Raw genomic sequence first — 12,749 nt, 5'->3', positions numbered from 1 at the left:
CACCCGTCATGCAGAGCGGAGCGAAGCATCTCGCGTGTTGCAGTAAAATTAAACGTCAGGATTAGTGGCGGCACGCGAGATGCTTCGCTCCGCTCTGCATGACGGGTTGATTAATTAACCAGCATTTCGGCAAGCAGGCCTTCCTTCAAGGCGTAAGCCGAGGTGCGGATGCGGGTGATTTCGGAGATGCCCAGCACGTAATCAATGAGCACGGCGGCCACCACCAGCATGTCGGCTCGCATGGGCAAGATGCCGGGCAAGGCCACGCGTTGCTCGTGGTTGCCACTGAGCAGGTGCCGGTAGCTGTCCTGAAAACTGGCCAGGCATAGCTCGGTGAAAGGTGGCAGGTGGGCTTCGCTGCGTAGCTCACCGAGCTGCATGTCGGCTAGGCTGTCGAAGCTGCCGGAGGCGCCAACCAAGCTCACAGGTTTGTAGTGCTTGATGGCGGCCGCGAGCGGGGCCAGCACGGCGTTCAGGTAGTCTTGCTCGGCGGCTACCGCGGCGGCGGGGATTATGCCAGCGGGATTAGGGAAAAACTGGTCCAGCAGGCGCTGGGCGCCTATTTCGAAGCTTTGCTTCCAGAAGATGGTGCCTTCATCGGCAATGATGAATTCCACGGAGCCCCCGCCAATGTCCATGAGCAAATGCGGCTCCGGGCCCAGCGGCACGGCCTGGCGAATGCCGGCGCAGATAAGCTCGGCCTCCCGCTCGCCGGGAATAACGTCGACCTGGATGCCGGTTTGCTCGAATATGTCGCGCACCAAGTCCGGGCCGTTGCGGGTAACGCGCATGGCGCTGGTGGCCGTGGCGCGGGTTTCCGTCACTTCATGCAGCTCAATTTCTTCTTTGAAGCCGGCCAGGGTGTGCAGGGCACGGGCATAGGCTTCGGGGGCGATGACGCCCTTGCTGATGCCGCCTTCGCCCAGGCGCACGCCGGCTTTGGTGCGCAGCAAAACCAGCGGCTTTTCACCGGGTACGGTCGGCATTTCCACTATGAGCAGGTGGAAGGTGTTAGTGCCCAAATCAATGAGTGCGAGGCGACGGTGGGCGTGGGCAGTGTGCATGAAATTACAATATAATATATCTGTCATCCGGAGCATGTCGCGAGTCAAGCGAGGTCGAAGGACCTTATCACGGCTGAACGAGAGTCGTTTCAACTGGATAAGGTCTTTTCTTACGCTCCGGATGAGAAACGAAGATGTTAGTTAGCGAACCGGCAGAACGTGCCCAGCGGCAACTTGCGTTGGCCCGCGTCGTGCAAATAAATTTCGCCCAATTCCCGCACCGATTTCGGGCCCGGAAAAATGGCCGTGGTCAGGTTGTCCAGAATCAACGCCGAGAAGCCCAGGGAGTACAAGTTCACCACAAAAAAATGGTCTTCGGGGTCGAGCAGCTGTTGGCTGAGCTTGAGCATTTCGTTCAACTCGTCTTCTAGCTGCCACTTCTCGCCGTTGGGGCCGCGGCCGTAGGCGGGCGGGTCGAGGATGAGGCCTTGGTACTTGCTGCCGCGCTTCACTTCGCGCCGTACGTACTTCATGGCGTCTTCCACGAGCCAGCGCACGCCGTCGAGTTGGCTGGCTTCCATGTTGTCGCGGGCCCAGAAGTTGACTTGCTTCACCGAATCGAGGTGCGTGACATCGGCGCCGGCGGCGCGGGCAGCCAGCGTGGCCGCGCCGGTGTAGGCAAACAGGTTGAGCACGCGGGGCAATTTGGCCCGCCGCAGCCGCGTCTGGTTGTAGATGAACTGCCAGTTGGGGTCCTGCTCCGGAAACAGGCCCACGTGCTTGAACGACGACAGGCCCAGCCGAAACTTCAGCTTGAGGCCATCGGGCCGCTCGTATGCAATAACCCACTGCTCGGGCATGGCGGGCTTGAGGCGCCACTGGCCTTTTTCAGTGCTGCCGGGGGCGCGGGCAAAAGCGGCATCGGCCTTTTCCCATTCTTTCAGGGGCAGGTGCGGGTCCCAGATGGCTTGGGGCTCGGGCCGGGCCAGCATATACTTACCGAAGCGTTCCAGCTTCTGGAAGTTGCCGCAATCGATGAGTTCGTAGTCGGGCCAGGGCGAGGTGGTGAGGAAGTCGTACATAGAACGCGCAAAGGTAGGGGCCGGGCCTGGCAGGGTCGTACCAGGACGGGAGGGCCGATAGAGTAAGGACGCTGCCCGCCGCTTTTGGCAAAAGCCGTTGCGAGCAAAAAACTATATTTACCTACTGCACCTCTTTTTGCCTTCTATCATGTCTGAAACTGCTCGCATCATCGACCAACTCCGCCAGGCATTCGATGGGGAACCGTGGTCCGGTCCTTCTCTGCTAACCAACCTCAACGGCATTACGGCTGCTCAAGCTGCCCAGCATCCCGTGGCTGCGGCCCATAGTATTTGGGAAATTACGCGGCATGCTGGCGTCTGGGCCGAGGTGGTGACCCGCCGCATTCAGCAAAACGCGCAACTGGAAATCAGCGACGCCGAAGACTGGCCCGCACCGCCCGAAAACCCAACCGAAGCTGACTGGCAGCAGGTGCTGAGCGAGTTGCGTGCTGCCCATGAGCGCCTGCTGCAAACCGCCGCCGCTGTAGCTGATGATAGTCTGGACCACACCATCGGGGTTTTTCCTGATAAGGCGCAAAGCCCAGGTTCTTCGGCCTACGTCATGCTGCACGGGGTGGCCCAGCACTACCTCTACCACGCCGGGCAGATTGCCTTGTTGCGAAAAGCCATTTCTTAACAGCACGGCTGATGACAGCTCTGCCCTGACCGCCAACGGCTTCCAGGGTAATTCAACCTCTTTAATACGGCCCTGAGACCGATTCATCGAAGAATGTGAGCCCCACGGTAGTCAGTAAATTAGCTTTACCGTATGCGCACTGCGGTAGCGAGCTAGTGGCGGTCTGGCTGGGATAGTCCCGGTCAGCTTAGCCACCGCAGCGCGCCACCCCTAATATTTCCCTATGAGGCTATTCGTTACTTGTAAAGCGTTGGTTTTAGGGATGGTATTGAACGGGCTGTGCGCCTGCTCTTCGCCCGGCACGCCGGCCAGTGCGCCCGTTCAGGACACTGCGGTGCAGTACACCCGCCGCCGGGTAGTGCTGACTGATATTCCGCAGCGCGGGCGCATCCTCGACCGCCACGACTCGGTGCTGGTGGATACCCGGCCGCAGTTTTTGCTGAGCTTGCCGCGCCGCCCCCCGCTCGACACCGCGGCCTTGGGCCAGCTGTTGGGCTGGGGGCCGATAGCCACTAAAAAGCGCATTGCCGCCGCCTTGCCCTACGAAGAAGCTCCCGCTGGCTACCCTGTGCACCTGCTGCTCACCAAAACCGAAGCCGAGCGGGTGCGCCGCCACCGCACCGAGTGGCCCGCCCTCACCCTCACCGAGCGGCGCGGCCGCGCCTACACCACCCGCGTGGGGGCACCCGTACTGGGCTACATGAATGCCAACGCCCAGGCGTTTCTGAAGCAAGCCATGCGCTACCGGCGCGGGCGCTTTTACCGCTTGCGCAGCGGCGGGGTCGAAACCTACTACAACGGCCTGCTCAACGGACACCGGGGCTTTCTGCACCCCCTCGTGGACTCCGCAGGCCAGGAACACGGCACTTGGGCAGCCGACACAGCCTTTCAGCAAGGCCAGGACTTGCACCTGACCATCGACGTGAAGCTGCAGGCGTATGCCGAAAGCCTGCTGGGTGGCCGCAAAGGCTACTTGGTGGCACTGGACCCGCGCACCGGCGAAATCCTGTGCGCCGTGTCGGGCCCCACGTACTCCGCGGGCACCCTCACCGCCCCCGACCAAGCGGGCAACCGCGCCAAGCTGCTGCAGCACGAGGACATGCCGCTCATCAACCGTCCCGCCATGCTGGCCAATCCGCCCGGCTCGGTGTTTAAGCTGGTGAATGCGGCCGTGGCCTTGCAAATGGGCGCCATCGAGCCCAATGCTTCATTTCGCTGCGACCAGTCGCTCATCAGCTGCGTGCACCACCATCCGCAGGCCAAAAGCCTGACCATGGGGCTGCAATACAGCTGCAACCCCTACTTCTACCAGGTGATGCGCGCCCTCATCAACCGCGTGCCCGACAGCCTGCGGACCGATACCGTGGCCGCCCGCCACGCCAACCTCGATGCTTGGCGGCGCTACGCCCGCTCGTTTGGGCTCGATTCGCTGCTGACCGTGGACGTGCCCCGCGAAAGCCCCGGCTTCCTGCCCACCGCTGCGTATTACGACAAGGCCCGCCGGACCCCGCGCTGGAACTACCGCTCCATCTACTCGCTGAGCGTGGGCCAGGGCGAAATCAACCTTACGGGCTTGCAAATGGCCAATATGGTGGCCATTGTGGCCAACCGCGGCTGGTACTACACCCCCCACTTTGTGCGCAGTGTGGGCGATAACGGCCCGCTGCCGCGGTTCACTCAAAAGCACCGCACCCTCATCGATAGCGCAAATTTTGAAGCGCTGATACCTGGCATGCTGGCCGTGATGCGGCGCGGTGGCACCGCCGAAACCTCCAGCTTGGCCGACGTGGGCATTGCCGTTGCCGGCAAAACCGGCACCGTAGAAAACGACGAGGGCGACGACCACGCTACGTTTGTCGGTTTTGCCCCAGCCAACGACCCGCAAATTGCCGTGGCTGTCTATATCGAAAACGGGGGCTTTGGGGCTACTGCTGCTGCGCCCTGCGCCGCCATGGTCATGGAGAAATACCTGCGCGGCAGCATCGCTCCCCGCCGCAAGCGCTGGGAGGCCCGCATTCAGCGCCGCAGCCGCCCGCACGACGACTAGTGTCATGCAGAGCGCAGCGAAGTATCTCGCCTGTGGTAGTAACTCAACGGTTAGAGATTAGTGACAGCACGCGAGATGCTGCGCTGCGCTCTGCATGACGTTTCGTTACTATCACAGTTATTTTTGTGTGCTAAATACCATCCCATGCAATTCCACAAGTACCAAGGCACCGGCAACGACTTCGTGATGATTGACGACCGCGCCCACGCTTTCGACGAAACTGACCAAGCTCTGATTGCGCGCCTTTGTCACCGCCGCTTTGGCATTGGGGCCGATGGCCTCATCTTACTGCGCAATAAGCCCGATTTCGACTTTGAGATGGTGTATTTCAACGCCGACGGCCGCCCTAGCTCCATGTGCGGCAACGGCGGCCGGTGCACCGTGGCCTTTGCCAAATTCCTGGGCCTGATTGCCGACCAAACTCATTTTCTGGCCGTGGATGGCCCGCACGATGCCCGCGTGGAGACCGACGGCACCGTGCGCCTGAAGATGATTGACGTAGCCGCGCCGCAAGAAGCGGAGGGGGGGGAGGACGACGTCTTTCTGCACACCGGCTCGCCCCACCACGTCCACTTCCTCGACCCCACGGAGTCGCCGGCACTGGCCAATTTCAACGTGTTCGCCACTGGTCACGATATTCGTTATGACCAAGCCTACGACCCGGCTGGCACCAACGTAAATTTTGTGGAAGTGCCCGCCGACCCCAGCCAGCCCTGGCCCGTGCGCACTTACGAGCGCGGCGTAGAGGACGAAACCTTAAGTTGCGGCACGGGCGTGACGGCCGTAGCGCTGGCGGCCTCGCAGCGCGGCGCTACCTCGCCCGTGCGCCTGAGCACGCCCGGCGGCGAACTGGAGGTCGCTTTCAACCAGCGCCCCGACGGTGGTTTCGACAACGTGTGGCTAAGCGGGCCAGCCGTGCGGGTGTTTGAAGGGAAAATCTAGTTTCGGGTTTTTGACCTTAGCCAATGGCTGCCTCCTCCATTCCGAAACCCGCCCGCTCCGGTGCCGTGTATTTGCGCGCATTGGAACCCGAAGACCTCGACTTTCTTTTCGCGTTGGAAAACGACCCCGACATTTGGGGCGTGTCGGATACGCTGGCGCCGGTGTCACGCCACGCCTTGGCGGAGTATTTGGCTCATGCCACTGCGGATTTCTACGTAGTGCGACAGCTACGGCTTGTGGTTACTACTGAAATTAGCAGTGTTCCGGTCGGCGTCGTTGACCTATTCGACTACGACCCGCTGCACCAACGCGCCGGAATTGGCATCACTATCCTGGCCGCCGAGCGGCGCCACGGCTACGCCCGGCAGGCATTGGAGCTGCTGAAAACCCACGCCCGGCAGGTGCTCAGGCTGCACCAGCTTTATGCTACTGTGGGGGCTACTAATACGCGTAGTTTGAGACTGTTCCGCGCAGCCGGGTTTCGGCGCGTGGGCACCCGGCAGCAGTGGCTCCGCACACCTACGAGCTGGGAAGATGCCGTAGAATGGCAGTGTCTGCTCTAAATCAGAGCTGCTTTAGGATTAACAAATTACTTGTATATTGTAATGAAACCATGAAAATGGGCGTCTTATTTAGTACGGTAAGCTGAACCATATCCTTCGGCCCGGCGGGTGCGTATAGTAGGACAAGCGCCCCGGTAGTATCTCCTGTGTTGTCCCGGAGCGGCGCGAAATCTTACCTTCTTGCCGTTTTCCATGCCACCATCGTCGACGGCGGAAGCACCTCTGCGTGCCTCCTCCACCGCTGCCCGGCCCAGCGCATCAGCTGCCGAAAATACTGCTTCTTATACCCTGCCTGACCTGGTTTGCTTTGCGCATTTGCACTGGGACTTTGTGTGGCAGCGCCCTCAGCATTTGTTTTCGCGTTTTGCGCAGCACGGCCGGGTATTTTATGTGGAGGATGCCTTCTACCACAACGACAACTTGGTTGAGCCACACGTTGAAGTAAAAGACCGCGACAACGGGGTGAAGGTGGTGGTGGTGCATCTGCCCCAGCGTCTGCGCGATGATGAAACCGCCAGCGACCAAGCCCAATTCGAAGTTTTAAGCCACTTCTTTGCCGAGCACAGCGTTACCCAATACGTTTTTTGGTACTATACCCCCATGGCGCTCGGCAAGTCGCGCCATTTCCATCCGCTGCTCACCGTGTATGACTGCATGGACGAACTGGCCAACTTCAAGTTTGCCCACCCAGAGTTGAAAAAGCGCGAGCAGGAGCTGTTCCAGAAAGCCGACCTTGTGTTTACGGGCGGCCACACGCTCTACGAAGCCAAGCGCGAACAGCACCCCGACGCGCACGCTTTCCCCAGCAGCATCGACAAGGACCATTTTGGCCAGGCCCGAGGTCCCATGCTCGAGCCCGCCGACCAAGCTGCCATTCCGCACCCGCGCATTGGCTTTTTCGGTGTGGTCGACGAGCGGCTCGATATTGAACTGCTACGTGAATTGTCTCAAAATCATCCGGAGTGGCAATTTGTCATCATTGGCCCGGTGGTGAAGATTGACCCGGCCACGTTGCCTCGCACCGCCAACGTTCACTACCTCGGCAGTAAGGATTACAAGGAACTACCTGCCTATTTAAAGGGTTGGGATGTAGCAACATTGCTGTTTGCGGATAACGAAAGCACCAAGTTTATTTCGCCGACCAAAACCCCAGAGTATCTGGCTGCCGGCAACCCCGTCGTGAGCACCCCAATTCGTGACGTGGTGCGTCCCTACGGTGAGTTGAAGCTTGTGCACATTGCCGACAATGCCGCCGATTTCGGCGCTGCCATTGAAAAGGCGCTTACTCAACGCGCTGATGCCGACTGGCGGCAGCGCACCGACGATTACCTGGCCACCATCTCCTGGGACCAAACCTGGCAGGGCATGGTGGACCTGATGCAGCAGCGCTTGGGGGCCAAAACCGCCGACGCCAGCACCACGCTAACCGGGCCGCCGCCCATGGCCACGAAGGTTTCCGAAGTAGTGCTGCCGCCAATTACCGCTGCCCATTAAGCAGCAGGTTGCCTACTGGCAGCCTTTTAACTAGTCCCTTGCTTTCCATACTTCCATACTCCTACTACGCACTATGTTCGATTACCTCATCGTTGGGGCCGGTTTTGCCGGCAGCGTGCTCGCCGAACGGCTAGCTACCCGCAGCAATAAGAAGGTCCTCATCATCGATAAGCGCAGCCACATTGCGGGCAACGCTTACGACCATTACAACGAGGCCGGCATTCTGGTGCACAAGTATGGCCCGCACATCTTTCACACCAACTCGAAAGACGTGTTCGATTACCTCGGCAATTTCACCGATTGGCGCCCGTACGAGCACCGCGTGCTGGCCTCGGTAGACGGCCAGCACGTGCCGATGCCCATCAACCTCGACACGATTAACAAGCTCTATGGCTTGAACCTGACCAGCTTTGAGCTGGACGAGTTTTTTGCGTCCGTGGCCGAGCCCGTGGCGGTTATCAAAACGTCGGAAGACGTGGTGGTGAGCAAGGTTGGCCGCGAGCTGTACAATAAATTCTTCAAGAACTACACCAATAAGCAGTGGGGCCTAGACCCCTCGCAACTTGATAAGTCGGTGACCAGCCGCGTGCCTACCCGCACCAACCGCGACGACCGGTACTTCACCGACACCTACCAAGCCATGCCCCTGCACGGCTACACCCGGATGTTTGAGAAGATGCTCGACCACCCGAACATCAAGGTGATGCTCAACACCGACTACCACGAGGTGATGGACTTCATTCCCTTCAAGGAAATGATTTTCACCGGCCCGGTAGACGAGTATTTTGACTTCAAATTCGGCAAGCTTCCCTACCGGTCGCTCGAGTTCAAGCACGAAACGTTGAACAAGGAAAAGCACCTAGCCGCGCCCGTGGTGAACTACCCCAACGAGCACCCCTACACCCGCATCACGGAGTTCAAAGCCCTCACCGGCCAGGACCACCCCAAAACGGCCATCGTGTACGAGTACCCGCAAGCAGAGGGAGACCCGTACTACCCGATTCCGATGCCGGAGAATGCCGAGCTGTACAACAAGTACAAGAAACTGGCCGATGAGACGCCCAACGTGCATTTCGTGGGGCGCCTCGCCACCTACAAGTACTACAACATGGACCAGGTAGTGGCCCAAGCGTTGACGCTCTACAAGAAGCTGACTGAGAAGGAGAACGCTGCCAAGCCCGTCCGCCCCGCTATTTCGGGCAGCACGGCGCTGGTTGAAAAGCTCGTGAGCCGCTCGCCAAAGCAAGAGTAGCATGTAGCGTGGATGCTACGAGTCCGCGCCTCGCCGCAATGCGGCTAACACGGGACTGCAAAACGTCCTCACGATTATCCACTGTTACCCATCGAGGCGCGGACTCGCAGAGTCCACGCTACAGAAAAAGCCCCGCCATTTTGGCGGGGCTTTTTGTTTTGGGACGGTTTTAGCGGAAGGCTCCGTAAATTTGGGGTGCGCCCCGGCGCTTATTCGTTAAAAAACTACCTGATGTTTGAATTCCTAGGCAAGACCGTCGCCAAAATATTTGGCTCCAAGTCGGAGCGCGATTTAAAAGAAATCGTGCCCTACGTGGCGCTGATTAATGCCGAATATGCCAAACTGGCCGGCTTGACCGATGACCAGCTCCGTGAGCAGACCCAAATTGTCCGCTCCCGCATCGATGAGCGCCTCGCGGGGCTCGATGGGCAGATTGCCGGTTTGCACCAGCAAATCGAGAATCAGCCGCAGCTGGATGTAGCCCAGAAGGAGGTATTGTTCGAGCAGATTGATGCCCTGGAAAAGCAGCGCAACAAAGACCTCGAAGCCGTGCTGCTGGAGGTATTACCGCCCGCTTTCGCCATTGTGAAAGAAACAGCTCGCCGCTACAAAGAAAACGGCCAGCTGGTGGTGACGGCCAACGCCCACGACCGCGAATACGCCACCACGCACCCCAACTGCGTGATTCAAGGTGACCAAGCCATTTGGAGCAACAAGTGGCTGGCCGCCGGCGCTGAAATCGTCTGGGACATGGTGCACTACGACGTGCAGCTCATCGGCGGCGTGGTGTTGCACCAAGGCAAAATTGCCGAAATGGCCACGGGCGAAGGCAAAACGCTGGTTTCGACCTTGCCGTCGTTCCTCAACGCGCTGTCGAAGCGCGGCGTGCACCTCGTAACCGTCAACGACTACCTCGCCAAGCGTGACTCCGAATGGAACGCGCCGCTGTTCGAGTTCCACGGCATCACCGTGGATTGCATCGACAAGCACCAGCCCAACACGCCGGAGCGCCGCGCCGCTTACCAGGCCGACATCACCTACGGCACCAACAACGAATTCGGCTTTGATTACCTGCGCGACAACATGGCGCGCGACCCCGAGGAATTGGTGCAGCGCAAGCACCATTTCGCCATGGTCGACGAAGTTGACTCCGTGCTGATTGACGATGCGCGGACCCCGCTCATCATCTCCGGCCCGGTGCCCCGCGGCGACGTGCACGAATTCTACCAGCTCAAGCCGCGCATTCAGCGCTTGGTGGACGAGCAGAAGAAGGTGGTTCAGAACTACCTCGTGCAGGCCCGCAAGCTCATCGCCGAAGGCAAAACCGGTGCCGAGGAAGGCGACAAAAACGGCGAGGGCGGCCTGATGCTGTTCCGCGCCCACCGCGGCCTGCCTAAGAGCAAACCGCTCATCAAATTCCTTTCCGAGCCTGGAATCCGGGCGGTGTTGCAAGCCACCGAAAACCACTACTTGGCCGACAACTCGCGCCAGATGCCCAAGGCGGATATGCCGCTGTTCTTCACAATTGACGAGAAGAACAACCAAATTGAGCTGACCGAAAAGGGCATTGACTTGATTACGGCCCAGGGCGAAGACCCGCAGCTGTTCATCATGCCCGACATCGGGATGGCCATCGCAGACATCGAGAAAAACGCCACCATTTCGGCCGAAGACAAGCTGCATCAGAAGGAGAAACTGATGAGCGACTACCAGGAGAAATCGGAGCGGGTGCACACCGTGAACCAGCTGCTGAAGGCCTACACGCTGTTTGAGAAGGACGACCAGTACATCCTGACCGAGGACGGCAAAGTAAAAATCGTGGACGAGCAGACCGGCCGCGTGATGGAAGGCCGCCGCTACTCCGACGGCTTGCACCAAGCCATCGAGGCCAAGGAAAACGTGCGCGTGGAAGACGCCACCCAGACCTACGCCACGGTAACGCTGCAGAACTATTTCCGCATGTACCACAAGCTGTGCGGCATGACCGGCACGGCCGAAACCGAAGCCGGCGAGTTCTGGGAAATCTACAAGCTCGACGTGGTGGTGATTCCCACCAACCGGGTGATTTCGCGCAAAGATTCCGACGACCAGGTGTACAAAACGGTGCGTGAGAAATACAACGCCGTGGCCTTGGAAATCCAGAAGCTGGTAGAAGCCGGCCGTCCCGTGCTGGTGGGTACCACTTCGGTAGAAATTTCGGAGCTGATGTCGCGCATGCTGAAGCTGCGCGGTATTCCGCACCAAGTTTTGAACGCCAAGCAGAACCAGCGCGAGGCCGAGATTGTGGCCGCCGCCGGTTACCCCGGCACCGTGACCATCGCCACCAACATGGCCGGCCGCGGTACCGACATTAAGCTGCGCGAAACCAGCCGCGAGTCGGGTGGTTTGGCCATTATCGGCACGGAGCGCCACGAATCGCGCCGGGTTGACCGCCAGCTGCGGGGCCGCGCCGGCCGCCAGGGCGACCCCGGCACGTCGCAATTCTTCGTTTCATTGGAGGACAACCTGATGCGCCTGTTCGGCTCCGACCGGATTGCGAAGCTGATGGACCGCATGGGCATGGAAGAGGGCGAGGTTATCCAGCACTCGATGATTACCAACTCCATCGAACGCGCCCAGAAGAAGGTGGAGGAAAACAACTTCGGCACGCGCAAGCGTCTGCTGGAGTACGACGACGTGATGAATGCCCAGCGCGAAGTGGTGTACAAGCGCCGCCGCAACGCCCTGCACGGCGACCGTATGGAAGTCGACATTCTCAACATGATTTACGACGTGAGTGAGGACATCGCCGCCGGTCACAAAATCACGGGTGATTTCGAGGATTTCAAGCTGGCCGTCATCAAGGTATTCGGCTACGATACGTACCTCACCCAGCAGGACCTCACGAGCCTGCAACTGCCCGCTCTCACCCAGAAGCTCTACGAAGAAGCCCTGGGCTACTTCCAGAGCAAGAACGAGCACATCGCCACCAACGCCCTGCCGCTGGTAAACGACCTGTTGAACAACGGCTCGCCCTACGAGAACATCGCCGTTCCTTTCACGGATGGCAAAAAGCAAGTGCAGGCCATCGCCAACCTCAAGAAGGCCCAGGCCACCGGTGGCCACGACATTCTCCGTCAAATGGAAAAAGTGGTGGTGCTAAGCGTGATTGACACGGCCTGGACCCAGCACCTGCGCCAGATGGACGACCTCAAGCAAGTGGTGCAAAACGCGGTGTACGAGCAGAAAGACCCGCTATTGGTCTACAAGTTCGAGTCGTTTGAGTTGTTTAAGCGCATGATTGGCAAGGTGAACGAAGACACTACTTCGTTCCTGTTTCACGCCGACGTGCCGGTGCAGCAAGGCATGGTGGGCACCAACGAAGAGCCCGATTACTACCTCGAAGACGAGGAGCCCGCGCCCCGCCTCACCGTGGAGCACGAATCGATGCTCGACTCGCTCGGTGCCGGCCCTGAGGACATGGGCCCCGACAACGCCCCCATCGCCGAAAAGCAAACTCCCGCCCGCAGCCAGAAAGTAGCCAACCGTAACGATAAAGTGAGCGTGCAGTACATGGACGGCCGCATCGTGCGCGATGTCAAGTACAAGTCCGTGGAACAAGACGTGGTGAGCGGCCGCGCTGTGCTGGTGGACTAGTCGGTCGGAGCCCAATCAATAAAGCATAAACAAAAAATGCCCCTGCAATCAGCTGGGGTATTTTTTGTTTATCGATACATAAGAATTTACCG

General features: G+C 59.5%; 9 protein-coding genes. 7 read left to right on the top strand and 2 right to left on the bottom strand.

Going from position 1 to position 12,749, the window contains the following annotated elements:
- Positions 1-110: 110 nt before the first annotated feature.
- Together I2I05_RS15065 and I2I05_RS15060 are read right to left on the bottom strand one after the other, a co-directional pair.
- Positions 111-1,064 (bottom strand): Ppx/GppA phosphatase family protein, encoded by a 954-nt coding sequence (locus tag I2I05_RS15065; protein WP_196283104.1) that lies wholly within the window; start codon positions 1,062-1,064, stop codon positions 111-113.
- 137 nt (positions 1,065-1,201) lie between these two features.
- A complete protein-coding gene (locus I2I05_RS15060) occupies positions 1,202-2,086 on the bottom strand; it encodes a class I SAM-dependent methyltransferase (protein WP_196283103.1) in 885 nt (294 codons plus the stop codon).
- Between the two features lie 148 nt (positions 2,087-2,234).
- Here I2I05_RS15060 and I2I05_RS15055 point away from each other — a divergent pair, with 148 nt between their 5' ends.
- The 7 genes from I2I05_RS15055 to secA all read left to right on the top strand — a co-directional run bounded on the left by I2I05_RS15055 (position 2,235) and on the right by secA (position 12,657).
- Complete coding sequence (locus I2I05_RS15055; RefSeq protein ID WP_196283102.1) at positions 2,235-2,723, top strand: DinB family protein; 489 nt, start codon at positions 2,235-2,237, stop codon at positions 2,721-2,723.
- A 223-nt stretch (positions 2,724-2,946) separates the two neighbouring features.
- On the top strand, positions 2,947-4,770 hold the full coding sequence (locus tag I2I05_RS15050; protein WP_196283101.1) for a peptidoglycan D,D-transpeptidase FtsI family protein: 1,824 nt from the start codon (positions 2,947-2,949) through the stop codon (positions 4,768-4,770).
- A 144-nt stretch (positions 4,771-4,914) separates the two neighbouring features.
- The gene (dapF, locus tag I2I05_RS15045) at positions 4,915-5,712 is read left to right on the top strand and encodes a diaminopimelate epimerase (protein ID WP_196283100.1); all 798 of its coding nucleotides are present in this window, start codon (positions 4,915-4,917) and stop codon (positions 5,710-5,712) included.
- Positions 5,713-5,735: 23 nt separating this feature from the next.
- Complete coding sequence (locus I2I05_RS15040; RefSeq protein ID WP_196283099.1) at positions 5,736-6,275, top strand: GNAT family N-acetyltransferase; 540 nt, start codon at positions 5,736-5,738, stop codon at positions 6,273-6,275.
- A gap of 192 nt (positions 6,276-6,467) precedes the next feature.
- Positions 6,468-7,769, top strand: a complete 1,302-nt coding sequence (locus tag I2I05_RS15035) for a glycosyltransferase family 1 protein (RefSeq protein WP_196283098.1) — start codon at positions 6,468-6,470, stop codon at positions 7,767-7,769.
- 73 nt (positions 7,770-7,842) lie between these two features.
- Positions 7,843-9,021 carry a UDP-galactopyranose mutase gene (glf, locus tag I2I05_RS15030; protein WP_196283097.1) on the top strand — a complete coding sequence of 393 codons (1,179 nt, stop codon included), beginning with the start codon at positions 7,843-7,845 and terminating at the stop codon, positions 9,019-9,021.
- Between the two features lie 231 nt (positions 9,022-9,252).
- Entirely contained in the window at positions 9,253-12,657 is a 3,405-nt protein-coding gene (gene secA, locus I2I05_RS15025) for a preprotein translocase subunit SecA (RefSeq protein ID WP_196283096.1), read from the top strand.
- The last annotated feature ends 92 nt before the right edge of the window (positions 12,658-12,749 follow it).

Origin of the sequence: Hymenobacter jeongseonensis, assembly GCF_015694725.1 — a bacterium.
Lineage (GTDB): Bacteria > Bacteroidota > Bacteroidia > Cytophagales > Hymenobacteraceae > Hymenobacter > Hymenobacter jeongseonensis.
Note: the sequence above shows the minus strand (reverse complement) of the source record. Positions and strands in the feature narration are given on the sequence as shown.

Bases quoted from the DNA above. Each gene is read 5' to 3' on its own strand.
- I2I05_RS15065 (WP_196283104.1), bottom strand. From the start codon at position 1,064: ATGCACACTGCCCACGCCCACCGTCGCCTCGCACTCATTGATTTGGGC.
- I2I05_RS15060 (WP_196283103.1), bottom strand. From the start codon at position 2,086: ATGTACGACTTCCTCACCACCTCGCCCTGGCCCGACTACGAACTCATC.
- I2I05_RS15055 (WP_196283102.1), top strand. From the start codon at position 2,235: ATGTCTGAAACTGCTCGCATCATCGACCAACTCCGCCAGGCATTCGAT.
- I2I05_RS15050 (WP_196283101.1), top strand. From the start codon at position 2,947: ATGAGGCTATTCGTTACTTGTAAAGCGTTGGTTTTAGGGATGGTATTG.
- dapF (WP_196283100.1), top strand. From the start codon at position 4,915: ATGCAATTCCACAAGTACCAAGGCACCGGCAACGACTTCGTGATGATT.
- I2I05_RS15040 (WP_196283099.1), top strand. From the start codon at position 5,736: ATGGCTGCCTCCTCCATTCCGAAACCCGCCCGCTCCGGTGCCGTGTAT.
- I2I05_RS15035 (WP_196283098.1), top strand. From the start codon at position 6,468: ATGCCACCATCGTCGACGGCGGAAGCACCTCTGCGTGCCTCCTCCACC.
- glf (WP_196283097.1), top strand. From the start codon at position 7,843: ATGTTCGATTACCTCATCGTTGGGGCCGGTTTTGCCGGCAGCGTGCTC.
- secA (WP_196283096.1), top strand. From the start codon at position 9,253: ATGTTTGAATTCCTAGGCAAGACCGTCGCCAAAATATTTGGCTCCAAG.